Annotated in this window: 23 protein-coding genes and 4 tRNA genes; 12 read left to right on the forward strand and 15 right to left on the reverse strand. The window is 60.3% G+C overall.

What is annotated here, in order from left to right; translation table 11 throughout:
• Positions 1–97: 97 nt before the first annotated feature.
• A tRNA-Leu gene (locus OJHNALOF_RS09710) sits at positions 98–183 on the reverse strand.
• A gap of 122 nt (positions 184–305) precedes the next feature.
• Entirely contained in the window at positions 306–1,325 is a 1,020-nt protein-coding gene (rsmC, locus tag OJHNALOF_RS09715) for a 16S rRNA (guanine(1207)-N(2))-methyltransferase RsmC (protein WP_165661925.1), read from the reverse strand.
• 290 nt (positions 1,326–1,615) lie between these two features.
• On the opposite strand from rsmC, the gene dapA reads away from it, so the two are divergent.
• The gene (dapA, locus tag OJHNALOF_RS09720; RefSeq protein WP_094201382.1) at positions 1,616–2,488 is read left to right on the forward strand and encodes a 4-hydroxy-tetrahydrodipicolinate synthase; all 873 of its coding nucleotides are present in this window, start codon (positions 1,616–1,618) and stop codon (positions 2,486–2,488) included.
• A 54-nt stretch (positions 2,489–2,542) separates the two neighbouring features.
• Here the strand turns inward: dapA and hfq are convergent, their stop codons facing one another.
• Positions 2,543–2,911: an RNA chaperone Hfq gene (hfq, locus tag OJHNALOF_RS09725; RefSeq protein WP_094201381.1), complete on the reverse strand. Its 369-nt coding sequence runs from the start codon at positions 2,909–2,911 to the stop codon at positions 2,543–2,545.
• A 130-nt stretch (positions 2,912–3,041) separates the two neighbouring features.
• Between hfq and OJHNALOF_RS09730 the strand changes: the two genes are divergently transcribed.
• A complete protein-coding gene (locus OJHNALOF_RS09730; protein WP_165661926.1) occupies positions 3,042–4,214 on the forward strand; it encodes an MFS transporter in 1,173 nt (390 codons plus the stop codon).
• A 67-nt stretch (positions 4,215–4,281) separates the two neighbouring features.
• Here OJHNALOF_RS09730 and OJHNALOF_RS09735 read toward each other — a convergent pair whose 3' ends face one another.
• The 7 genes from OJHNALOF_RS09735 to mutY form a co-directional block, all read right to left on the reverse strand.
• Positions 4,282–4,491 carry a cold-shock protein gene (locus OJHNALOF_RS09735; protein ID WP_014291396.1) on the reverse strand — a complete coding sequence of 70 codons (210 nt, stop codon included), beginning with the start codon at positions 4,489–4,491 and terminating at the stop codon, positions 4,282–4,284.
• Between the two features lie 256 nt (positions 4,492–4,747).
• Positions 4,748–5,725, reverse strand: a complete 978-nt coding sequence (locus OJHNALOF_RS09740; protein ID WP_165661927.1) for a hypothetical protein — start codon at positions 5,723–5,725, stop codon at positions 4,748–4,750.
• A gap of 132 nt (positions 5,726–5,857) precedes the next feature.
• A tRNA-Phe gene (locus OJHNALOF_RS09745) sits at positions 5,858–5,933 on the reverse strand.
• A 33-nt stretch (positions 5,934–5,966) separates the two neighbouring features.
• A tRNA-Phe gene (locus OJHNALOF_RS09750) sits at positions 5,967–6,042 on the reverse strand.
• Positions 6,043–6,074: 32 nt separating this feature from the next.
• A tRNA-Phe gene (locus tag OJHNALOF_RS09755) sits at positions 6,075–6,150 on the reverse strand.
• Between the two features lie 94 nt (positions 6,151–6,244).
• A complete protein-coding gene (locus tag OJHNALOF_RS09760) occupies positions 6,245–6,520 on the reverse strand; it encodes an oxidative damage protection protein (protein WP_094201378.1) in 276 nt (91 codons plus the stop codon).
• Positions 6,520–7,584 carry an A/G-specific adenine glycosylase gene (gene mutY, locus OJHNALOF_RS09765; protein WP_370462316.1) on the reverse strand — a complete coding sequence of 355 codons (1,065 nt, stop codon included), beginning with the start codon at positions 7,582–7,584 and terminating at the stop codon, positions 6,520–6,522. The genes OJHNALOF_RS09760 and mutY overlap by 1 nt, the downstream gene beginning before the upstream one ends.
• 147 nt (positions 7,585–7,731) lie before the next feature.
• Between mutY and OJHNALOF_RS09770 the strand changes: the two genes are divergently transcribed.
• On the forward strand, positions 7,732–8,910 hold the full coding sequence (locus OJHNALOF_RS09770; RefSeq protein WP_165661929.1) for a PLP-dependent aminotransferase family protein: 1,179 nt from the start codon (positions 7,732–7,734) through the stop codon (positions 8,908–8,910).
• A gap of 41 nt (positions 8,911–8,951) precedes the next feature.
• On the opposite strand, the gene OJHNALOF_RS09775 is transcribed toward OJHNALOF_RS09770, so the two are convergent.
• Both OJHNALOF_RS09775 and OJHNALOF_RS09780 read right to left on the reverse strand, forming a co-directional pair.
• On the reverse strand, positions 8,952–9,419 hold the full coding sequence (locus tag OJHNALOF_RS09775) for an Lrp/AsnC family transcriptional regulator (RefSeq protein WP_094201376.1): 468 nt from the start codon (positions 9,417–9,419) through the stop codon (positions 8,952–8,954).
• A gap of 38 nt (positions 9,420–9,457) precedes the next feature.
• On the reverse strand, positions 9,458–10,645 hold the full coding sequence (locus tag OJHNALOF_RS09780; protein WP_094201375.1) for a M24 family metallopeptidase: 1,188 nt from the start codon (positions 10,643–10,645) through the stop codon (positions 9,458–9,460).
• Positions 10,646–10,964: 319 nt separating this feature from the next.
• Here OJHNALOF_RS09780 and OJHNALOF_RS09785 point away from each other — a divergent pair, with 319 nt between their 5' ends.
• Positions 10,965–12,230 carry a dicarboxylate/amino acid:cation symporter gene (locus OJHNALOF_RS09785; protein ID WP_094201373.1) on the forward strand — a complete coding sequence of 422 codons (1,266 nt, stop codon included), beginning with the start codon at positions 10,965–10,967 and terminating at the stop codon, positions 12,228–12,230.
• Between the two features lie 61 nt (positions 12,231–12,291).
• On the opposite strand, the gene OJHNALOF_RS09790 is transcribed toward OJHNALOF_RS09785, so the two are convergent.
• Positions 12,292–12,723: a PACE efflux transporter gene (locus OJHNALOF_RS09790; protein ID WP_094201372.1), complete on the reverse strand. Its 432-nt coding sequence runs from the start codon at positions 12,721–12,723 to the stop codon at positions 12,292–12,294.
• A 91-nt stretch (positions 12,724–12,814) separates the two neighbouring features.
• On the opposite strand from OJHNALOF_RS09790, the gene OJHNALOF_RS09795 reads away from it, so the two are divergent.
• On the forward strand, positions 12,815–13,705 hold the full coding sequence (locus tag OJHNALOF_RS09795) for a LysR family transcriptional regulator (protein ID WP_094201371.1): 891 nt from the start codon (positions 12,815–12,817) through the stop codon (positions 13,703–13,705).
• On the opposite strand, the gene OJHNALOF_RS09800 is transcribed toward OJHNALOF_RS09795, so the two are convergent.
• Positions 13,687–14,589, reverse strand: coding sequence for a folate-binding protein YgfZ (locus OJHNALOF_RS09800; protein ID WP_370462314.1), 903 nt, complete (start codon positions 14,587–14,589; stop codon positions 13,687–13,689). The two genes, OJHNALOF_RS09795 and OJHNALOF_RS09800, sit on opposite strands and share 19 nt — an antisense overlap.
• Before the next feature lie 117 nt (positions 14,590–14,706).
• Here OJHNALOF_RS09800 and OJHNALOF_RS09805 point away from each other — a divergent pair, with 117 nt between their 5' ends.
• Positions 14,707–14,970, forward strand: coding sequence for a succinate dehydrogenase assembly factor 2 (locus tag OJHNALOF_RS09805; protein WP_094201480.1), 264 nt, complete (start codon positions 14,707–14,709; stop codon positions 14,968–14,970).
• A complete protein-coding gene (locus OJHNALOF_RS09810) occupies positions 14,939–15,322 on the forward strand; it encodes a protein YgfX (protein ID WP_165661931.1) in 384 nt (127 codons plus the stop codon). Before OJHNALOF_RS09805 ends, OJHNALOF_RS09810 begins: the two co-directional genes overlap by 32 nt.
• Here the strand turns inward: OJHNALOF_RS09810 and nadB are convergent.
• Positions 15,310–16,935 carry an L-aspartate oxidase gene (gene nadB / locus OJHNALOF_RS09815; RefSeq protein ID WP_094201368.1) on the reverse strand — a complete coding sequence of 542 codons (1,626 nt, stop codon included), beginning with the start codon at positions 16,933–16,935 and terminating at the stop codon, positions 15,310–15,312. The two genes, OJHNALOF_RS09810 and nadB, sit on opposite strands and share 13 nt — an antisense overlap.
• A gap of 181 nt (positions 16,936–17,116) precedes the next feature.
• Here nadB and rpoE point away from each other — a divergent pair, with 181 nt between their 5' ends.
• The 5 genes from rpoE (at position 17,117) to lepA (ending at position 21,614) form a co-directional block, all read left to right on the forward strand.
• Positions 17,117–17,695 carry an RNA polymerase sigma factor RpoE gene (gene rpoE, locus OJHNALOF_RS09820; protein ID WP_094201367.1) on the forward strand — a complete coding sequence of 193 codons (579 nt, stop codon included), beginning with the start codon at positions 17,117–17,119 and terminating at the stop codon, positions 17,693–17,695.
• 13 nt (positions 17,696–17,708) lie between these two features.
• Entirely contained in the window at positions 17,709–18,272 is a 564-nt protein-coding gene (locus tag OJHNALOF_RS09825) for a sigma-E factor negative regulatory protein (protein ID WP_094201366.1), read from the forward strand.
• Between the two features lie 12 nt (positions 18,273–18,284).
• Positions 18,285–19,277 (forward strand): MucB/RseB C-terminal domain-containing protein, encoded by a 993-nt coding sequence (locus tag OJHNALOF_RS09830; protein WP_240919697.1) that lies wholly within the window; start codon positions 18,285–18,287, stop codon positions 19,275–19,277.
• A complete protein-coding gene (locus OJHNALOF_RS09835; RefSeq protein WP_094201365.1) occupies positions 19,274–19,720 on the forward strand; it encodes a SoxR reducing system RseC family protein in 447 nt (148 codons plus the stop codon). Before OJHNALOF_RS09830 ends, OJHNALOF_RS09835 begins: the two co-directional genes overlap by 4 nt.
• Positions 19,721–19,817: 97 nt before the next feature.
• A complete protein-coding gene (lepA, locus tag OJHNALOF_RS09840; RefSeq protein ID WP_165661932.1) occupies positions 19,818–21,614 on the forward strand; it encodes a translation elongation factor 4 in 1,797 nt (598 codons plus the stop codon).

The following is a 21,614-nucleotide window of genomic DNA, read 5'->3' on the forward strand; positions in this document are numbered from 1 at the left end:
AGGACACTAACACCTGAAGCTAGCGCGTCTACCAATTCCGCCACCCTCGCATGCTCAAATTGTTCGGCTGTTTTAAATGAGGCCGTCATTTTCTCAGTGGTGCGAAGGGGGGGACTTGAACCCCCACGTCCGAAGGACACTAACACCTGAAGCTAGCGCGTCTACCAATTCCGCCACCCTCGCCCGTGCTGAGGACTGCGAATTCTATAGATTTTTTACCGGTCGTCAATACGCTTTTTTTAGAAAAAACATAAAAAAACGGCCTTGCCGGCCGTTTGTATAAAAAAGTGTCAGTTTTGCCATGTTCAGGCTGTTGCCCGATAGATTTTGAAGCGGCCGTTGGCGGCCAGGGTTTCGCAGTGGCCAAAGCCCTGTTCAATCAGATCCGGGTAGGGCAAAAAGGCGTTGGCCACCAGCAGCAGGCTGCCACCGGGTTTGAGGTAACGTTTGGCGTCACGCAGCAGGGTTTCGGTGGTGTCGTAAAAGGTCTTTAAGCCGGCATGAAAGGGCGGATTGCTGATAATGCAGTCAAAGTGGCCCTGCACTTCACCAAGGCCATCGGAAGGGTATACCTTTGCCTGCAGGCCGTTTTCGGCCAGGGTCAGTCGGCTGGCTGCCAGCGCCAGGGCATTGATGTCGATCTGCTCCAGCTCTATGCCGGGATTGCGCTTGAGCAGGCTGGCGCCAATCACCCCGGCGCCGCAGCCAAAGTCCAGCACTCGACCGTGAAGGGCGCCTGCATTGTTCAGCAGCAGCCGAGTGCCCGCATCCAGGTGGTCTGCACTGAACACCCCGGGCAGGGTGCACACGGTCAGGTGTTCTTCCTCCAGTGGGTAGCGGCCGACCCAGTCGTCGGCGGCAAAGGCCGGGGCAGGGCGGCTCAGCACCGCCTGGTAGAGGCTGGCGCGACGAGCGCTGTCGACCTTGTTAACCTGTTCACACCAGGGTGCCAGCAGCTTGGGGGCCGCCTTGACGCCGCCCTTGTTGTCACCGGCAATAAATACCGGGGCGCCGGGGGGCAGCAGGGGGAGGCAGGCGGCCAGCAGATAGTGCGCCTCGGCCTTGGCCTTGGGCATCAGCAGCAGCAGGCCGGCGGCGGGGGTGGCCGTGGGCGCGGCGCCAAATTCCGGCTGTATGTCATTATGGCTGCTTAGCCACTGAAAATAGCGAAAGTCGGTGGTAAACACACGGGGGGCCGGACCGTGCGCTGCCAGCAGCCCCGGCAGATCGTCTTCCAGCAGGCCGCACACCAGCAGCGGCTGGTGGCAAAGCATGTCCAGATTGCGGCTCAGCATTTCGCTGACCGGGGTCAGGGCCTCATACATGTGGTGTTCCTGCTTTAATTGGCAAAATCCGCATTATACATGGGGAGTCCCCCCTTGACATTTGCCGGTGGTTGGCAAAAGATGCAGTTCAAGGTTCATACAGGTGTTATTCATGGTGTCCATCGTCAAACGCATACCGGCAAAACCGCTTAAACGTAAAGCGGCCCTTTTCCCTGCGTGACCGACGCCTGACTTGCCCAGACCCGTCTTTGTCAAAACCCCGGTTACGCACATGCGCCCGGGGTTTTTTAATTCAAAATTCAATCCTCTGCTCAGGAGAAGGAGTTTCCATGTTTCGCGGTTCTTTAGTTGCCCTGCTTACCCCCTTTGACGGTGACCGTCTCGACGAGGCAGCCCTGCGCCGCCTGGTTGACTGGCACATCGAGGAGGGTACTCACGGCCTTGTGCCGGTGGGCACCACCGGGGAAAGTCCTACCCTGACTCACGATGAGCACTGCCGTGTGATCGAAATCGTGGCCGAGCAGGCCGCCGGTCGAGTACCGGTCATTGCCGGCGCCGGTTCCAACAACCCGGTTGAAGCCATTGAGTACAGCATTTGTGCCCAGGAGGCCGGTGCCAATGCTACCCTGCATGTGGCCGGTTACTACAACCGCCCCAATCAGGACGGTCTGTATGCCCACTTCAAAATGCTGCACGACGCCACCGAACTGCCGATTATCGTGTACAACATTCCGCCCCGTGCCGTGGTCGACATTCAGCCCGCTACCCTGGCGCGCATGGCCGAACTGCCGCGTATTGTGGGTGTGAAGGACGCCACCGGCGATCTGAGCCGTCCCTGGGCCGAACGGCAGTTGATTAAAAAGCCCTTTGCCTGGCTGTCGGGTGAAGACGGCACCGCCGTATCCTATAACGTGGGTGGGGGGCAGGGCTGTATTTCGGTCACCGCCAATGTGGCTCCCCGACAGTGTGCCCAGTTGCAGGAGCTGACCCTGGCCGGCAAGTGGGAAGAGGCCCGCGCCCTGCAGGACCGGCTGCTGCCGCTGCACCAGGTGCTGTTTGCCGAGCCCAACCCGGCCTGTCCCAAATATGCCCTGTCCTTGCTGGGGCTGGCCAGTGAGCACTGCCGCATTCCGGTGGTCCCGCTGCAGCAAGACACCAAGGCGCGTATTCGCCGAGTGATGGAAGAGCTGGAACTGATATAAAAAATGGCCGCGCAAGCGGCCATTTTTTTTGGTCTGAACAACCCCGCTGACGTATTACTGATCGTCGCTGCCGTTGTCGTGGCCGGCGTGATCGTCCCGCTGGCCATGGTGATCATGGTGGTTGTCGTAGCGCGGGCGACGGGGCTTGTTGATGATAACGCCGGTGCGCGGCGGACGGCGGCTGGCCGGAGAAATGGTGGAAATCTTGGCCTTGTAGATCAGCTGTTGCTGGCCACGGGGATCGGACAGCAGAATGCTGTACTGGTCAAAGGCACTGATCATCCCTTCAAGTTTGATACCATTGGTAAGGAAAATGGCGCAGTGGGTCTGGTTCTTGCGCAACCAGTTCAGTGCCGCATCCTGCCCGTTACCCAATGAAAAGGCTTGTTGCAGCGATTGGGGGTTCGATGATGGGGCGGTCATGTCGGTCAGTCCTTTTTGTTATTTTTCAACCTTGATTGTGCTTAATGAACGGCCGCCTTGTCAAAGCAAAGCGCAAATTAAATGCCCGCTGTCGGCGGCATTTGCAACGATTTTCTCAAAAGGAGTCAAAGTGCCCTCTTCTGTTTCCGGCACCACCATCATGGTGCTGGCCTGCCTGATTGTCAGCATTGGCCAGTTCAGCCTCGGGCTGGTGTTTCCCATTCTGCCCGGTATCAGCCAGGCCCTGGCCGAGGATCCGGAGCGGGTGCAGTGGCTGATCTCCGCCTATCTGCTGGCCTTTGGCCCGGTGCAATTGCTCTATGGGCCGCTCAGCGATGCGCGAGGCCGGCGTCCGGTGCTGCTGGGAGGCTTGGCCTTGTCTCTGGGCGGGGTGGGATTGTGTCTGTTGCCCGGCGTCAACTTTGAATGGCTGCTGGCGGGGCGGCTGCTGCAGGGGCTGGGGGCGGGGTGTGGGGCCGTGGTGTCCCGGGCCATGTTGCGTGACAGTTTTGAAGGGCCGGCACTGCGTAATGCATTGTCGTACATGGCCATGGCGGCGGCCATTACCCCGGTAGTGGCGCCGGCGCTGGGAGGCATGCTGGGTGATCTGAGTGGTTGGCAAAGTGTGTTTGCCGCCATGCTGCTTTATATCGGCCTGCTGTGGCTGGTGCTGCTGGCGCGCTTTCGGGAGACCCATCAAGGGCCACGTCTTGAACTGCACCCTGGGCGCATTCTGGCCGGTTATGGCCGGTTGCTGACAGAGCGTCACTTTCTCGGACACGGCGGCATGCTCTGGGGCCAGTTCGCCCTGATGATGACCTCGATTTCCGTGCTGCCCTATGTGATGCAGCATCAAATCGGCATGAGTGCGGCGGAATATGGCCGCTGGGCACTGCTGCCGGCATTGGGGCTGCTGCTTGGCGGCATTATCAACAACCGTATTCAGTTCTGGGTTCGGGCTGAACAGGTGCTGCGCATCAGCCCCTTTATTCAGTTGGGGGCGGGGCTGTGGATCATGCTGATGCCTCTTGAGCCCTGGCTGATGGTGGCCGGGGTCTTTATTCAGGCGCTGGGTAACGGCATGGCCTTTCCCAATGCCATGAGCCGGCTGCTTGAGCCCTACCGTGATCTGGCCGGATCGGCGGCGGCGTTGTCGGGGGCGCTGCAGATGTTGTCGGCCAGCCTGCTGACGGCGGCACTGACCTATGCCGGAGTGGATTCCGCCTTTGCCCTGGGGGTGTGCGTGATGCTGGGAGCCTTGGTACTGAAAGGGCTGTCGGTGTTTGCGGTGGGCCGGTTCTGAGGAAAAATGCGCACATAAAAAAGCCGCGCCCTTGGGCGCGGCTTTGGAATTTTTTTGACGCAGACTCTTACAGAGGAACTACGTTCTCAGCCTGAGGACCTTTCTGGCCTTGGGCTACGGTGAACTCAACGGACTGACCTTCAGCCAGGGTCTTGAAGCCCGGAGTCTGGATGGCGCTGAAGTGTACGAATACGTCAGGGCCTTGCTCTTGCTCGATGAAACCGAAACCTTTGGCTTCATTGAAGAACTTTACTTTACCTTTAACAGTGTTAGACATACCTAAATCCTGTAAACAATCTTGCTTGAGAAATCGACTTCAAAAATACAGCCTTGACTTATGAAATACAGGACGAGGTACTACTAGGAACTTCGTAATGAACATAAATTCAGCGGTATTTTCAGAGCCGAAATCACTCTAACCGGTTACCTGATGGGGGTCAACAGGTATTTTTGTGACCGGGAGTGGGTTCATCAAAGTTTCATCCTGACGCCGAAGCGGAAAGGGGAAGGCTTGCTGTGGTGCGGCTGAAACGTCAGCGGGCCCAGGACAAATCCCCCCGGAACAGCAGCTCCAGGCGCAGGGTGATGCCGAACTCGGCATCGTAATTCTGCTCTCGGGGAAAGTGCACTTCGGGGATTACATCCACGAACAGTATTTCCCGGTGCAGGTTGCGGCGGTACTGGCTGAGCAGGTAGTAATCGTGCAGATGCGGATCGGACGCGCTGCGGCCGACGGCGACGGCGGCGTAACGGATGATGCTGCGGCTGCCGAGCAGCTGATCGAGTTCAATGCCTTCGGAGTATTCCAGGGTGTCGACCTCTTCCTGCCACTGCACATTGGTGATGAAGCGCAGGTGGTAAGTGTCGCTGAGGGGGCGGCCCAGATCCCAGCGGCTGCGTACCGAGTAACCTTCTTCATTGAACCATGAGGCCCGGTTCCAGGACTCGAGTTGCCAGGGGCTGTCGCCCAGTTGCCACAGCCGCTCACCGGTAAAACGCACATAAGGATCCAGGGGCAGCTTTACCTTGATACCGGCGCCCGCATCCAGGCGCCAGTCTGTCCGCTTGTCCCGATCGCCCAGGCGGCGCAGGCCGATCAGAAAGTCCTCGGTTCTGAAGCGATCGTCCCGGGCGGTGTTGGCGCCCTGTTCGGCCAGGGTACCCTGGCTCTCTTCCGGATCGCTTTCTATCAGTATGCGCAACCGCTCTTCGGTGGTGGGCAGATCAAGCTTCAGGCGCAGGGTGGTGTCCGAGCTGAACCTGTCCCGTTCATGCCAGAACAGCTCCTGGCTGAAACGCAGGTAAGAGCCGTTCTCTATGGTGAGGCTGTCGTCGGTGCCGAAGAAGTTGTCGATATTGCGTGCGCTGTTGTCGAGCCAGCGGGTAACGTTGTCGTGCATGGGGGTGATTTTGTCCACCGCCCAGTGGGGCAGGTCGGAGTCGTCATGTTCGTGGTTGGCGTGGGCGGGTCCCAGTGCCAGCAACAGCAGCGGCAGAATTATATGTTTCATGGCAGCATCCCTTGCCTGTTTCCCTTAATCCTAGGAAATCGAGCGGGGGAATACTATGTGTTGCCGGCTTTTCGTGAACAGGGCAGGGTGGGGCGAATACAAAAAAGCCCCGCTTATGCGAGGCTTTAAAGATGGTGCCCAGAGGCGGAATCGAACCACCGACACGGGGATTTTCAATCCCCTGCTCTACCGACTGAGCTATCTGGGCGTTGGGCTTTTGCTTTGAAAAGGCACCGAAAAATGGTGCCCAGAGGCGGAATCGAACCACCGACACGGGGATTTTCAATCCCCTGCTCTACCGACTGAGCTATCTGGGCGTTGGGCTTTTGCTTTGAAAAGGCACCGAAAATGGTGCCCAGAGGCGGAATCGAACCACCGACACGGGGATTTTCAATCCCCTGCTCTACCGACTGAGCTATCTGGGCAACGGGGCGTCATTTAAATCGATCGCCCCAGGCAAGTCAACCGCTTTTTCCCGGCCTTCAGCGTGTTCGCTCAAGGCTTGAGCAAAGCGGTGAATTAGTTGCCGGAAGGGGGGGTGTAGCCTTCAATATCGACGTTGGCGCCTTCAAACAGGTAGGCGATCATTTCCTGCTCGAGCAGCTTACGATGATCGGCGTTCATCATGTTCAGCTTTTTCTCATTGATCAGCATGGTCTGCTTCTTCTGCCACTCGGACCAGGCTTCCTTGGATATATTGTCGTAAATGCGCTTGCCGAGTTCGCCCGGATACATCTGAAAGTCCAGGCCTTCGGCTTCCTTGTTTAAACGCTGGCAAAAAATGGTTCGGCTCATCATGTCCTCTTGTGCAGTTGCGGGTAGGCGAGCAGCTTTTTGGTGGCGGCTGCCAGGCCTACCGGTGCCGGTTGACGCAAGTTATACCAAAGACGCTCATCCCCCGCCATGACCTCGGCGGGAATCTGTGGCAATTGTACCCGCCAGGGAGCAATGTCCAGGTGAAAGTGGCTGAAGGTGTGGCGAAAGCCGGGCAGGGGTTCGGGCTCGCCGGCTTCGGGAAAGCGTTTGAGCCAGCGGCGCATCTCGTCTTCGTCGGCAAACTCCGGAAAACAGTAGAGGCCGCCCCACAGGCCCTGGGGGGGACGTTGCACCAGCAGCAGTTGCTCTCCGTTTTGCAGCAGCACAAAACAGGCCCGTTTTTCCGGCTGCACGGTTTTTTTCGGTTTGGATTCGGGAAAGGCGGTGGGGGTGCCAAGCTGGTTCGCCTGGCAGTCGTCGCTGACCGGGCAGCGCTCGCAGGCGGGCTTGCTGCGAGTGCAGATGGTGGCGCCCATGTCCATCATGGCCTGGTTGTACTGGCTGACGCCCTCGCCGGGGGTCAGCTCGCTCACCTTGTCCCAGAGTGCATTCTCCACCTCTTTTTTGCCCGGCCAGCCCCGTTGGCCCAGCCAGCGGGTAAGCACCCGCTTGACGTTGCCATCGAGAATGCCGTGATGCTGCCCCAAAGACAGCGACAACACGGCGCCGGCGGTGGAACGGCCGATACCGGGCAGCCCCAGCACTTCCTCAAAGCGCTCGGGAAAACACCCGTCATAGTGATCGCGAATGACCTGGGCGGCCTTGTGCAGGTTGCGGGCCCGGGCGTAGTAACCCAGGCCGGTCCAGAGATGCAGCACCTCGTCCTGTTCGGCATCGGCCAGGCTGACCACATCGGGAAAGCGTTCCATAAAACGCTGGTAGTAAGGGATGACGGTGGTGACCTGGGTTTGCTGCAGCATGATTTCCGACACCCACACACGGTAGGGGGTCTTGTGTTGCTGCCAGGGCAGGGTCTTGCGGCCGTGGCGGTCGTACCAGGCCAGAATGCGCCGGGAAAAGGAATGGCTGTTCACTGAAGTGATAAGGTCGTTTGGCATGGGCGCATTCGACCACAAGGCCGGCCCCGGCGCAAACCATGTGTTGTTTATGGTTTGTTATTGTGATGTTTTCTGATACAAAAGAAAGGTTTTGTTGGCGCCCGCCACGCGTAGTAATTCAGAGAGACCCCTATGCAGCCGTTTTTTGCCAAGCGCTTTGCCAAGGTAGAGCCTTCCTTTATTCGAGAAATACTCAAAGTCGCCGTCAACCCGGAAGTGATCTCCTTTGCCGGCGGCCTGCCCAACCCGGCTTTTTTCCCTAACGAAGAGCTGGAAGCCGCCACCGCCAGCGTGTTGCGCGACAAGGGCAACGGCGCGCTGCAATACGCCGCCACCGAGGGCTTCGGGCCGCTGCGCGACTATATTGCCGCCCGTTACCGCGCCCAGCACGGCATGGAGGTGGATCCCAACAACATTCTGATCACCAACGGCTCCCAGCAGGCGCTGGATCTTATCGGCAAGGTGCTGGTAGACGAGGGCTCCAAACTTATCATCGAGGAGCCGGGCTACCTGGGCGCCATTCAGGCACTGTCGGTGTACCAACCCGATTTTCAGGGCGTGTCGCTGAATGATGACGGTCCCGATCTGAATGAACTCGACGCCCTGCTGGCCGAGCCCAATCACGCCCGGCTGATGTATGGGGTTACCAACTTTCAGAATCCGTCGGGTCTGAGCTACAGCCTGGAAAAGCGCAAGGCCGTGGCCGAGCGACTGGTGCGTCACAATGTACTGATGGTGGAAGACAACCCCTATGGCGAGTTGCGCTTTGAAGGCGAGCACCTGCCGCCCATCGCCAAGCTGGCGCCGGAAAATGTGGTGCTGCTGGGCTCTTTCTCCAAGGTGGTAGTGCCGTCCTTCCGTCTGGGCTGGATGGTGGTGCCCGGCTGGCTGCGCCAGAAGATCACCATCGCCAAGCAGGCGTCGGATCTGCATACTAACGGTTTCGTGCAGCAGGTGCTGCACCGCTATCTGCAGGACAACTGCCTGGACGCCCATATCGATCGCATTCGCAGTGTCTACGGCGAGCAGAAAAATGCCATGGAGCAGGCGCTGCTGCGTCACTGCCCGGGACTGGACTTTACCCGTCCGGAAGGCGGTATGTTTCTGTGGCTGCGCCTGCCCGAGCACATCAGCGCCATGGATTTGTTCAACCTGTCCATTAAGGAAAACGTGGCCTTTGTGCCCGGTCAGCCCTTCTACGTGCGCCCGGATATTCTCAATACCGCCCGCTTCAGTTACTCCGGCTCCGATGCCGCCACCATTGAAGAAGGCATTGGCCGCTTTGGCCGGGTGATCCGCCAGATCCTGTAATTCGAATACAGTCACCAAAAGGGGCCGTCAGGCCCCTTTTTTCATTTCTGCCCCGCCGGCATCAGCGGCTGCTGCTTGATGGTTTTGGTTACTATGTAGGTGTAGTAGCGCTCAATGCCGAGATCCTGCTCAAGCCAGCGGTCGATCAGGCGCTGGTACTGATCGATGTCGTCACACATGATTTTCAGCACATAATCCACGCCGCCGCCGGTGGCGTAGCAGTCGGTAACGCGGTCGCAGTCCTGCATGGCCTGCTCAAAGCGGCGCATGGCGTCGGCGCTGTGCCGGTGCAGGCTGATCTCCACCAGCACCGAGGTGCGTCCGTGCAGCAGGCCGGCGTCGATCACGGCGCCATAGCCGCGAATGATACCGGCCTGCTCCAGCCGTTTTACTCGCTCCCAGCAGGGACTGACCGAGAGGTTGATGGCCTCGGCCAGGGCCGACTTGGTAATGCGCCCCCTGCGCTGCAGGATTTGCAGTATGTGAAGGTCATAACGATCCAGCTGCATGTCCGCTTTCCGCTTTCCGCTTTCCGGTTTCAGGGCGTTCAATGTTTCACAAACAGGCGACGAGGGTAGTTGCACAGGGGCTCGGCGCCATTCTCGGTGATCACTATGCTTTCGGTGGTTTCCATACCCCAGTCTTCCAGCCACAGGCCGGGCATAAAATGAAAGGTCATGCCCGGCTTCAGCAGGGTGTTGTCGGTATTGCGCAGGCTCATGCTCTGCTCGCCCCAGTCGGGAGGGTAGCCAAGGCCGATGGGATAGCCGCAGCGGGCACCTTCCCGATCAAAGCCGTGGCGGGCCAGGGCGGCGTTGAGGGCATTGGCAACGTCGGCGCAGCGGTTGCCTGGTTGTGCCGCCGCCAGACCGGCTTCCAGGCCGGCATTGAGCGCCTCTTCGGCCCGTAGAAAGTTGTCGGTGGGCCGGCCCAGGTAAATGGTGCGTGACAAAATGCAGTGATAGCGGCGATGGCACCCGGCCAGCTCGAAAAAGGTGCCCTGATCCCGGCAAAAGGGGCGTTCGTCCCAGGTCAGGTGGGGCGCCGAGGCGTCCGGACCCGAGGGCAGCATGGGTACCATGGAAGGGTAGTCGCCAAAGTGGCCATCGTGACCCTCCATGGCTACCCGGTAGATCTCCGCCACCAGCAGATGCTTGGGCAGGCCCGGCTCTATCATTTCCAGGGCGGCGGCGTGCATTCGCTCCACAATACGGGCGGCGATGCGCATGTAGCGCAGCTCGGTATCCGACTTGACCGCCCGGCACCAGTTTACCAGGGCACTGGCGTCCACCAGCTCGGCGTCGGGCAGGTTGTCGCACAAGGCCAGCCAGGAGGAGGGGGGAAAGTAGCAGCTGTCCATTTCCAGGCCGATGCGGCCATAGGCCCAGTCCCGGGGCTTGAGCAGCTGGTTGGCCAGGTACTCCATGGCGTTCATCGGCGGGTTCATCACGTAGTAATCCGGATACCAGTGTATGTTTTCTTCCTGCAGCCAGACGGTGCGGCGGGCACCGTTGGCATCCATCTGGCGCCCGAACCATAACGGCTCACCGGCCATGGTCACCACCGCTACCTGAGGGGTGTAAAAGGACCAGCCGTCATAACCGGTCAGCCAGGCGATATTGGCCGGGTCGTGCACGATCAGGGTTTGTATGTCCTGAGTCAGCATGGCGGCCCTGACCCTTGCCAGGCGTTGCTGGTATTCCTCCAGTGAAAAGCCGGGGATCTGTGTATGCATGGCGTTCTCCCCTGTGATGGCCGAAAGGCGGCGCCCTTGGCGGTGATGGTGGGACTCACCCCAGTACAGTCCAGCCTTGCAGAGGGTGTCAACCCGGGGCCACAAGGTGGCTACAAACGGCACCTTATGCTCGATTCGAGTCCTTTCTTATCATGGCTGTTTGTGATCCTGATCACACGCGGTGCCATGCAGTTGATCATTATGGTTGCTGCCCTGTTTTTTGAATGTAAAATCCGCTCGCTTACAGAGTGACTGGTTAACATATCTACAAAAATAACAAACAACAGATACATTATTTGCTTTTTCTGAGGATGTTAAAATGAAAGGCTCTCTTTCCGCCCGCATTTTTACCGGGTTGTTTATCGGTTTGCTGATCGGCAGTGCCATTCAGTACCTGTTCAAGGATGTGTCCCTGCTTAACGACGGCGTCGTCGGCCTGGCCGAGGGCCTGGGCGGCATGTTCGTATCGCTGATTAAGCTGATGGTAGTGCCCCTGGTATACATCTCCATCGTTACCGGTATCTGCGAGCTGCGCGACATCGCCAGCTTCGGCCGCCTGGGTGGAAGAACCTTTGGTCTTTACATCATCAACACCATGCTGTCGATTGCCGCGGCCATTCTGGTGGGTGTGATCCTGCAGCCGGGCATGGGTGCAACCCTGCCCCACGGCGCCACCGGTGCGGTGGAGCTGAGCACCACCGAAACCCCGGATCTGGGTGCCATGCTGGTGAACATTGTGCCCAGCAACCCGGTACAGGCCTTTGCCTCCGGCGACATGCTGCAGATCATCTTTATGGCGATTCTGACCGGCCTGGCCATTCAGGGCCTGGGCGCCACCGCCGCCCCGGCGGCCCGTGCCTTCCGCATGGCCAACGAGGTGATGATGAAGCTGGTTGGCCTGGTAATGACCCTGGCCCCCTATGGTGTGTTTGCGCTGATGATAAGCCTGGGCGCCACCCTGGAAGCGGCTACCCTGATGTCGGTGGCCGGTTATGTGGCCATGGTGGTGATGGTGCTGGCGTTCTGGATCCTGGTGGTGTATCCGCTGGCCGTGTGGATGACCACCGGCATCAAGCCGGGCGTATTCCGCAAGGCCACCCGTGAGCAGCTGTTGTTCTCCCTGTCTACCGCCAGCTCCAACGCCACCATTCCGGTGACCATGCGTACCCTGACCGAGAAGCTGGGTGTGTCCCGGGCCATTGCCGGCTTTGGTGTGCCCCTGGGCGCCACCATCAACATGTCCGGTTCGGCCATCTACATCACCCTGGCCGCCTTCTTTGCCGCCAATATCTCCGGTACTCCCATTCCCACCGGCGATCTGCTGACCGTGGGCATTACCGTGCTGCTGATGTCGGTGGGTGTGGGCGGCGTGCCCGGCGGTGCCGTGGTCATGGCCGGTGTACTGCTGCACCAGATGGGCCTGCCGGTTGAAGCCATGGCCATTATCATGGCGGTGGATCGCATCAACGACATGTTCTGTACCTCCTCCAACGTGGTGGGCGACACCGCCGTCAACACCATAGTGGCGAAGATGGAAGGCAACCGCGACGCCCTGGACGAGGCCGAGCCGGCTCAAGGCAAGTAACAAACACCGACAGTGGTTTCGACCGTAGAAGATAAAAAACCGCCCTCGGGCGGTTTTTTTGTCAGCAGCCCTGGGCGGCGGGGTGGGGCACGGGAAACAGTCGATCGTAGGCCAGGTTGTAGAGAAAGGCGTAGCAGAGATAAAACGCCGACATGGCGATGTCCATCATAAAGGCCTCCCACAGGCTGATACCCAGGTGCCAGGCGATCATCGGCAAAAACAGGATCAGCAGGCCACCTTCAAACAGCAGGGCATGCAACACGCGAACCGGCGTGGTCTTGCGTACATCGCCTCGCAGTCTCAGCATGGCGTGATCAAACAGCAGGTTGTACACATAGTTCCAGATGGTGGCAATCAGTGAGCCCACCAGGGCCATCAGGCCCATTTCCATGAGATCGTGATTGAATACCAGGCTGGCCAATGGCGCGAAGATCACCAGGCCGATGATTTCAAAGCCCAGGGTGTGGCGAATGCGATCTTTGGTGGTGCGCATGGAAACTCCTTTCAGCAAGTGCGTGTTCGAAGCGCCATTCTATCTGCTATTGTTTACTACCAAAGTTGGTAAGTATCGGTTTTTAAGATAGATGAGTTTCTCTCTGGAGCAGTTGCAGGCCTTTGTGACCACGGTGGATACCGGCTCGTTCTCGGCCGCGGCCCGGCGCCTGGGCAAGGCCCAGTCGGTGGTGAGCACCGCCGTGGCCAACCTGGAAATCGATCTCGACAATCCGCTGTTCGCACGCAGCGGCCGCTACCCGCGGCTGACTCCGGCCGGGGAGCGGCTGCTGGCGGAGGCTCGAGTGATCCTGGAGCGCTGCGAGCACTTTCGCGGGGTAGCCAAAAGCCTGGGGGAAGGAGTGGAAAGCCGGCTGGTGCTGGCGGTGGATGAACTCTATCCGTCCGAGCAGCTGGGGGCCCTGATGGATGAATTTGCCCGCCGCTTTCCGACCGTGGAGCTGGAGCTGCTGTTTCCCTTGATGGAAGACGTCAGCCGCATGGTGTTGGAGGAGCGGGTCGATCTGGGCATTATGTGGCGCCAGGAAATTTTGCCTTCGGCGCTGAACTTTCATGCCCTGGGGCGGGTGCCGCTGAAACTGGTGTGCGCCCCCGACCATGCCCTGGCCGGCCAGCGGGTGGGCTGGGAAGAGCTCAAGCGTTACCGTCAGCTGATGGTGGCCACCCGTAATGACAGTGAAGAAAAGGTGCGGCTGCGGGTAGCGGCGGATGTCTGGTGGGTGGAAAGCCAGTGGGTTATCGTGGAGCTGGTGCAGCGCAACCTGGGCTGGGCCTTTGTGCCCGAACATGTGGTGGCGGAGGCCCTGTCCCGCGGCCTGCTGGTGTCACCGGAGCTGGAATTTGACGATCAGGACTGGCCGGTGGCGCTGGAGCTGGTGTGGCACAAGCAGCGCCCCCTGGGCAAGGCCGCCGCCTGGCTGAAGGCGGCGGCCATAGGTGCGGCTCAGTCGGTCAGTTCATAGGGCAGGGGGCGCAGTCGCAGCCGGCTGTCGGGCTGCTCCTTGATGCGGAACAGGGTATCGGCATCCAGATCCTTGTTCAGCACGGTGAGCAGCATGCACTCATTGCCCTGCCGGCATGCGCTCAGCACGGTGCCCGCCCGGCGCCAGTTGTCACCCAGCTGCATTTCCAGATCCTGGTTGACGGCCACCTCGCCCTCAACCTCGCCTTCCAGAATAAACATGGCCTTTTTGTTGGCACCTCGGTATTTGGCCCTGGCCACGGTCTCCTGACCCATATAGCAGCCCTTGTTGAAGCTGATGCCGCCAATGGCCTGCAGGTTGAGCATCTGGGGAATGTAGTCGCCCTGGTGCTCGGCACTCATGTCGGGCAGCCCGGCATGGATCATCAGCCCGCGCCATTCCTGCTCGTCGCCTCGAGGCAGGTCCGGCAATTCGGTGTCTTTGGGCAACACCAGCAGCGCATGCTCGGCGGCCACCGGAATAATGACGCCGCCCTGCCACAGGTTGCCGTCGCCGACCTGATGGTTCAGCCAGTGGGACAGGCCCTCGCCGGCCAGGCCGCAGACCTGCCAATGGTCGCTGACATCGTCGATCTCGGTTTTGGCAAAAACCGCGAATTTCTTCAGCTCGGGCAGCTGGCGCGCCACCAGCGACTGGTTCATCACCAGCAGCAGTTGCTCGCCCAGATTGGCCAGCCAGAATGAGGCCCACAGTTTGCCCTTGCTGTCGCAATGACCGCCGGCACAGGCGTCGCCGGGGCCGAGCCGGTCGACGTCGGCGGTCACCTGGCCCTGTAGGTATTTGACCCGCTCTGCTCCGGTCAGGGCGACAACGGCCCTGTCGGTCAGCGGATAGAGTTGGGGGGTAGAGGCGATGGTAAACACGAAAGCACCCTCAGTTTCAGTCCGAAATGTGACCCTCATGGTAAAGACGGCCAAGTAATTTGTCAGTATTCATTCCACCTTATACCATGAGCTTTGTTTTGTTACATGGAAGCCGACATGCTCACTAGCACCGACAAACCCCGCCTGATCTGGGCATGCCGCCGGGGCATGCTGGAGTTGGATGTGATTCTAGCCCCCTTTGTGGAGCACGAATACGACGCCCTTGATGAGCCGCAACAGGCCACCTTCCGGCGCCTGCTGGAATGCGACGACCCGGATTTGTTTGCCTGGTTTATGGGCCATGAGCGTTCAAAGGACGCCGCCCTGCAGGCCATGGTGGGCTACATTCTTGAACGCAACCAGGTTCGCAATCAACGCTGAGCCTTCGCGGCTGCAGCGGCTCTACCTGCTCGGGCTGGCCCTGCTGTTGTGGTTACCGGCGGCGTTGTTGCTCGACGCCGACCGCCTGCCCTGGTTTGCACCGGGCTGGTTGCTGGCCACGGGGCTGGCCTGGCGCCGGGCCGGTAGTTACCGCCTGGTCGGCGAATTCAATGCCGGCGTGCTTAGCCTTAATGGCCGCAGCGGTACACTTTCCCATCACAGCCGGGCCGGGCCCGGCTTTTTGCTGCTGGTGCTGGAGGGAAATCCCTGGCCGCCGCTGTGGTTGTTTCAGGATGCGGTGCCCGACGCCGTATACCGGCGCCTGGCACGGCAGCTGCTTTACGCGGGTTGACGAGGGTTGTAGTTGGCGGGGGTGAGCACCGTGGGCTGCGGATTGTCGAGCTGATTTGGATAATCCAGGGTGTAGTGCAGGCCACGGGATTCCTTGCGGTCCATGGCCGACAACACAATCAGCTCTGCCACCTGCACCAGGTTGCGCAGCTCCAGCAAATTGTTGCTGACCCTGAAGTTGGCGTAATACTCCTGAATTTCCTGCTGCAGCAGTTCAATACGGCGCTTGGCCCGCTCCAGTCGCTTGTTCGAGCGCACTATGCCGACGTAGTCCCACATAAACAGCCGCAGCTCGTGCCAGTTGTGGTGGATCACCACTTCCTCGTCGGAGTCGGTCACCTTGCTTTCATCCCACAGCGGTAGCATGGGCGGCTCCGGGGTGGTAGCCAGGCCGGCCAGCATGTCTTCCCCGGCGGCTCGGGCGAACACGATGCACTCCAGCAGCGAGTTTGACGCCATGCGGTTGGCGCCGTGCAGGCCGGTGTAGGACACCTCGCCAATGGCGTAGAGACCGTCGATGTCGGTACGGCCCTTGTGATCCACCATGACTCCGCCGCAGGTGTAGTGGGCGGCGGGCACCACCGGCATGGCCTGCCTGGTAATGTCGATGCCCACCTTGAGGCAACGTTCGTAAATGGTGGGAAAGTGCTTGATGATGAAGTCCGCCGGCTTGTGGCTGATGTCGAGATACATGCAGTCGGCGCCCAGGCGCTTCATTTCGTGGTCGATGGCGCGGGCCACTATGTCCCGGGGGGCCAGCTCGCCGCGCTGGTCAAAGTCGGGCATAAAGCGGCTGCCGTCCGGGCGCAGCAGGTGGGCGCCTTCACCGCGCAGGGCCTCGGTGAGCAGAAAGTTGTTGTCGTCCGGGTGATACAAACTGGTGGGGTGGAACTGGTTGAATTCCATATTGGCCACTCGGCAGCCGGCGCGCCAGGCCATGGCGATGCCGTCGCCGGAGCTGACGTCCGGGTTGGAAGTGTACTGGTAAACCTTGGACGCACCGCCGGTGGCCATGGCCACGAAACGGGCACGCACGGTTTCCACCCGCTCCTTGTTGCGGTTCCACACATAGGCGCCCAGCACCCGGTTGCCGGGCAGGCCGAGCTTGGCCGTGGTAATCAAATCCAGGGCGTTGACCCGTTCCAGCACATGAATGTTGGGGTGGCGTTGCACCTGCTCGATAAGAGTGGTCTGTACCGCCCGGCCGGTGGCGTCGGCGGCGTGAAAAATGCGCCTGTGGCTGTGGCCGCCCTCCCGGGTCAGGTGATAGCTGGGTTCGCCCTGTCCGGTTTCTTCGGTGTCAAAGGGCACGCCCTGGCCGATCAGCCACTGAATGGCGTCGGGCGCGTTGCGGGCGGTGAACTCGACCACGGCTTCGTCGCACAGGCCGGCACCGGCCACCAGGGTGTCGGCCACGTGGGATTCGATGCTGTCGGTTTCATCAAAGACGGCGGCAATGCCCCCCTGGGCATACAGGGTGGCACCTTCGGCGAGCGGTCCCTTGCACAGCACATGCACGCGGGCATGGCTGGCCAGTTTCAGCGCCAGGGACAGGCCGGCGGCACCGCTGCCAATGATGAGCACGTCGCAGAGGTATTCAACGGGATCTTTCATAAAGTATCATTGGCCCGAAAAAAAGAGGGGCTTCATGTTAGCGCATGCGTCCACCGTGCGCAGCCGGAATCGGCTTTTCCAAATGAGTTCAGAACTTTTTGCCGCCGTTGAAGTCCATTAAGGTACGCTTGTGACGGGCTGGTTGTCAGGCACCGGAAGAATCGGAGGGTATGCGGCTCGTATGAGCGAGAATTTGACGGATCAGCAAGTGATCGAGCGGGTTCAGCGGGGAGACAAGAATGCATACAACCTGCTGGTGAAAAAATATCAGTACAAAGTGGCGAACCTGGTGTCTCGTTACGTGTCCAACCCTGGAGACGTACCCGATGTGACCCAGGAGGCCTTTATCAAGGCCTACCGGGCATTGTCCGGCTTTCGTGGCGAGAGTGCATTTTTCACCTGGCTGTATCGCATCGCGGTCAATACCGCCAAGAATCATCTGGTATCGCAGCGACGACGCCCGCCGGGTTCGGATGTGGAGATCGACGACGCCGAGTATTACGGTGGTGGTGAGGCCCTGAAGGAGCTGGCCTCACCGGAAAGCCTGATACTGACGGAGGAAATCCGCCAGGCCGTGTTTGAAACCATAGACGGCTTGCCGGACGATCTGAAAACGGCGATCACCCTGCGGGAATTGGAAGGAATGAGCTACGAAGACATCGCGAGTGTCATGGATTGCCCGGTGGGAACCGTGCGTTCACGCATTTTTCGGGCTCGGGAAGCAATAGACAAGCGGGTCACCCCCTTGCTTCGGAGTTGAACGGGGAAGTGTTATGGCTAACAAAGAGCGAATTTCGGCACTGGTCGACGGAGAAATCCAGGATAGGGTGCTGCTGGAGCATGTCTTCAGCGACAGGGAACTGGCCGATACCTTTGGCCGCTATCACCTTTACGGCGACGTGATGCGCAATGAATTGCCCGAACGCCTGCCGCTTGATCTGAGCGACAGTATAGCGGCGGCGCTGGAGCAGGAAGCCCCGCTGACCGCCGCCAATGACAGCCATGCCGAGTCCGGTGCGGCCAGGGTGGTGCGGCCGACGTTCGGGCGTGCCCTGAGTCGCATCAAGCCGGCCCTGCGCCATGCAGGTCAGTTCGCCATTGCCGCCTCGGTATCGGCGGCGGTGATCTTCGGGGTGCAACAATACAGTCAGCCTGCAGCCACCCAGTCGCCGGTGCTGAATACCGTGCCCCTGAGCGGTGGTGCCGCGCCGGTCAGCCTGAACTATCAGGTGGATCAGCAGCAGCGGGTCAGCGAACAGCAGCTGCTGGAGCAGGAACGGCGCATTCATGCCCTGCTGATGGATCACGAGCTGCAGCAACGGCTGCGCCAGAACTGAGGTTGCTGTTTGTTGAGTACCAACGTATTGCGGGCCACCCTGGCCCTGCTGCTGGTGGCGGTCTGGCCGGCACCGGCCGCCAGTGCTGACGAAACCGGCGATACCCGGGCCCTGTTGCAGAAAATGCAGCAGGCCTATCACCAGCTCAACTTCGAGCTGACCCTGGTGGAGGCCGGGCAGGGGGAACCCGAGCCCAAGCGGCTGACCCGGGGTCAACTGGATGGGCAGCCCCTTACTCACCTTGTTCACCTCAATGGTCGCCCCCGGGAATTTGTTCAGCGCAATGATCAGACCAGTTATTTCGATCTGGGGCCGGGGGGCTATACCCTGCGTCAGTCCCGGTTGCCTGGCCTGTTCAGCCGATTGCAGCATGCCTCCCTCGATCAGTTGTTGGCCCGCTACGATGCCGTTGTGGCCGGCCGCAGCCGCGTGCTTGGGCGCGTTGCCGAGGTGGTGCGACTGGTGCCCAAAGACGAGCATTGCTATGGCTACGTATTGTGGCTGGATCAGGATACCGGTCTGTTGCTGCGTCTGGACACCCTGGATCAGCAGTCCGGCCTGATGGAGCAGGTGATGGGCGTGGCGCTGCAGGTGAGCGAAGAGCCTTCGGCGTTGCTGCGCGAACTCAGTGGCGCCCGGCTGCCACCGGCCATGTCGGTGGGCGAGCGCCAGCCCGAAGCCGAGTCCGACTCGGCCTGGCGAGTGACCTGGTTGCCGCCGGGCTTTGACATTCGCTCCCGCAATCAGCACCGTTTGCCGCTGACCGAGCAGGCGGTGGACTACCTGATGGCGTCAAACGGCGTGGTTGATGTCTCCGTCTATGTGACCGAAGCGGCAGGCGGCGAGCCCCGCCAGCAACTGGTGCGCCAGGGCGCCACTCACCTGGTCAGCCTGACCAGCCCCGCCAGAATGGAAGTGACCGTGGTGGGGGATGTGCCCGCCGATACCGCCCGCCGCATTGCCGAGTCGGTGGCCGCGGGCGAGCAGGGAGCCGCCGCGCCATGATTGAGGAAATCGCCACCGTGACCGCGGTGCATGCCGGCCGGGTCGAGGTCAGCTGTTTCAGCAAGTCGGCCTGTGGCCAGTGCCGGCAAAGCAGCAGCTGTGGCACCGGCCTGGTGTCAAAGGCATTGCCGGCCCGCAGCCATGATTTTGCGATCGCCACCGAACTGGCGTTGCGGCCCGGTCAGCAGGTACGCATTGGCATTCCCGAGCACAGCCTGATTGGCGGCGCCCTGCTGGTGTATTTGCTGCCGTTGTTGTGCCTGCTGGCGGGGGGCTCGCTGGCGGCCTGGGCCGGCCTGCCGGAAGTCGGCAGCATTCTGGGGGCACTGGCCGGTGGCGGCCTGGGCTTTGGTCTGGCCGCCAGGTGGGCCCGGCGGCGTGGCCGGTTCGATCAGCCGGTGATCCTGGGACCCCTGATCGACGTGGTTCGCGCAGAAGATTAGTGCAGGCCGGCACAGACTAAGGATTGGTCACTGTGCCGTGAATCCGGTAGAATCTCGCCTTTATTGTCGCCATTGACTACGGACGCCTTATCGCATCATGAAGCATATTCGTAATTTCTCCGTCATCGCTCACATCGACCACGGCAAATCGACCCTGTCCGATCGCCTGATCCAGGTATGCGGTGGCCTGACCGACAGGGAAATGCAGCAGCAGGTACTCGACTCCATGGATCTGGAGCGCGAGCGCGGCATTACCATCAAGGCTCAGAGTGTGACCCTGAACTACCAGGCGCAGGACGGCAACCAGTACCAGCTCAACTTCATCGACACGCCCGGGCACGTGGATTTCTCCTACGAGGTATCCCGCTCGCTGGCCGCCTGCGAAGGGGCGCTGCTGGTGGTGGATGCCGGTCAGGGGGTTGAGGCACAGACTCTGGCCAACTGTTACACCGCCCTCGACATGAACCTGGAAGTGGTGCCGGTGCTGAACAAGATCGATCTGCCCCAGGCCGAGCCGGAGCGGGTGGCGGAAGAGATCGAAGACATCGTCGGCATCGACGCCATCGATGCGGTGCGTTGCTCCGCCAAGACCGGCCTGGGCGTGGATCAGGTGCTGGAAACCATAGTGCAGAAGATTCCGTCGCCCGTGGGTGAGCCGGAAGGGCCGCTGCAGGCACTGATCATCGACTCCTGGTTTGACTCCTACCTGGGCGTGGTGTCGCTGGTACGCATCAAGCACGGCAGCCTGAAGAAGAACGACAAGATCAAGGTGATGAGCACCGGTCAGGTCTGGGGTGTGGATCGCATCGGCATCTTTACCCCCAAGCAGAAGGACACCGACGGCCTTAACTGCGGCGAAGTGGGCTGGGTGGTGTGCGGCATCAAGGACATTCACGGCGCGCCCGTGGGGGATACCCTGACCCATGCCAAACATGGTGCCGAGAAGGCGCTGCCCGGCTTCCAGAAGGTCAAGCCCCAGGTGTATGCGGGCCTGTTCCCCATCTCCAGCGACGACTACGAGGCCTTTCGTGACGCCCTCGACAAGCTGGCGCTGAACGATGCCTCGCTGTTTTACGAGCCGGAAACTTCCAACGCCCTTGGCTTTGGTTTCCGCTGTGGCTTCCTCGGCATGCTGCACATGGAGATCATTCAGGAGCGTCTGGAACGGGAATACGATCTGGATCTGATCACCACGGCACCCACTGTGGTGTACGAAGTGATCAAGACCGACGGCAGTGTCATCTATATTGACAGCCCGTCCCAGCTGCCGGCGGTGAACAACATCGAGGAAATTCACGAGCCCATCGCCGAGTGCCACATTCTGGTGCCCCAGGAATACCTGGGCAACGTCATCACCCTATGCATCGAAAAGCGTGGCGTGCAGACCAATATGGTTTACCACGGCAACCAGGTGGCGCTGACCTACGACATTCCCATGGCGGAAGTGGTGCTCGACTTCTTTGACCGGCTCAAGTCCACCAGCCGGGGCTATGCCTCGCTGGACTACGGCTTCAAGCGCTTTGAGGCCGCCGACATGGTCCGCCTCGACATCATGATCAATGGCGATCGGGTGGATGCCCTGGCGATCATTACCCACAAGGAAAATGCCCAGTTCCGGGGCCGCCAGCTGGTGGAAAAAATGCGTGAGCTGATCCCGCGGCAGATGTTCGACATCGCCATTCAGGCGGCCATCGGCAACCAGATCATCGCCCGCAGCACGGTCAAGGCCCTGCGCAAGGACGTGACCGCCAAGTGTTATGGCGGCGATGTGAGCCGTAAGAAAAAGCTGCTGGCCAAGCAGAAGGAAGGCAAGAAACGCATGAAGTCCCTGGGTCGGGTCGACATTCCTCAGGATGCCTTCCTCGCCATCCTCCATGTAGGTAAGGACAAGTAA

Source organism: Oceanimonas sp. MB9 (assembly GCF_011319775.1).
GTDB classification, from domain to species: domain Bacteria; phylum Pseudomonadota; class Gammaproteobacteria; order Enterobacterales; family Aeromonadaceae; genus Oceanimonas; species Oceanimonas doudoroffii.

Coding starts and splice junctions, on each gene's coding strand:
- OJHNALOF_RS09775 (WP_094201376.1), bottom strand. CDS start 9,419: ATGCAGCTGGATCGTTATGACCTTCACATACTGCAAATCCTGCAGCGC.
- OJHNALOF_RS09825 (WP_094201366.1), top strand. CDS start 17,709: ATGGCTAACAAAGAGCGAATTTCGGCACTGGTCGACGGAGAAATCCAG.
- OJHNALOF_RS09770 (WP_165661929.1), top strand. CDS start 7,732: ATGCAGCCGTTTTTTGCCAAGCGCTTTGCCAAGGTAGAGCCTTCCTTT.
- dapA (WP_094201382.1), top strand. CDS start 1,616: ATGTTTCGCGGTTCTTTAGTTGCCCTGCTTACCCCCTTTGACGGTGAC.
- lepA (WP_165661932.1), top strand. CDS start 19,818: ATGAAGCATATTCGTAATTTCTCCGTCATCGCTCACATCGACCACGGC.
- OJHNALOF_RS09805 (WP_094201480.1), top strand. CDS start 14,707: ATGCTCACTAGCACCGACAAACCCCGCCTGATCTGGGCATGCCGCCGG.
- OJHNALOF_RS09740 (WP_165661927.1), bottom strand. CDS start 5,725: ATGAAACATATAATTCTGCCGCTGCTGTTGCTGGCACTGGGACCCGCC.
- rsmC (WP_165661925.1), bottom strand. CDS start 1,325: ATGTATGAGGCCCTGACCCCGGTCAGCGAAATGCTGAGCCGCAATCTG.
- OJHNALOF_RS09835 (WP_094201365.1), top strand. CDS start 19,274: ATGATTGAGGAAATCGCCACCGTGACCGCGGTGCATGCCGGCCGGGTC.
- OJHNALOF_RS09795 (WP_094201371.1), top strand. CDS start 12,815: ATGAGTTTCTCTCTGGAGCAGTTGCAGGCCTTTGTGACCACGGTGGAT.
- OJHNALOF_RS09735 (WP_014291396.1), bottom strand. CDS start 4,491: ATGTCTAACACTGTTAAAGGTAAAGTAAAGTTCTTCAATGAAGCCAAA.
- OJHNALOF_RS09760 (WP_094201378.1), bottom strand. CDS start 6,520: ATGAGCCGAACCATTTTTTGCCAGCGTTTAAACAAGGAAGCCGAAGGC.
- nadB (WP_094201368.1), bottom strand. CDS start 16,935: ATGAAAGATCCCGTTGAATACCTCTGCGACGTGCTCATCATTGGCAGC.
- OJHNALOF_RS09790 (WP_094201372.1), bottom strand. CDS start 12,723: ATGCGCACCACCAAAGATCGCATTCGCCACACCCTGGGCTTTGAAATC.
- OJHNALOF_RS09780 (WP_094201375.1), bottom strand. CDS start 10,645: ATGCATACACAGATCCCCGGCTTTTCACTGGAGGAATACCAGCAACGC.
- hfq (WP_094201381.1), bottom strand. CDS start 2,911: ATGACCGCCCCATCATCGAACCCCCAATCGCTGCAACAAGCCTTTTCA.
- OJHNALOF_RS09785 (WP_094201373.1), top strand. CDS start 10,965: ATGAAAGGCTCTCTTTCCGCCCGCATTTTTACCGGGTTGTTTATCGGT.
- rpoE (WP_094201367.1), top strand. CDS start 17,117: ATGAGCGAGAATTTGACGGATCAGCAAGTGATCGAGCGGGTTCAGCGG.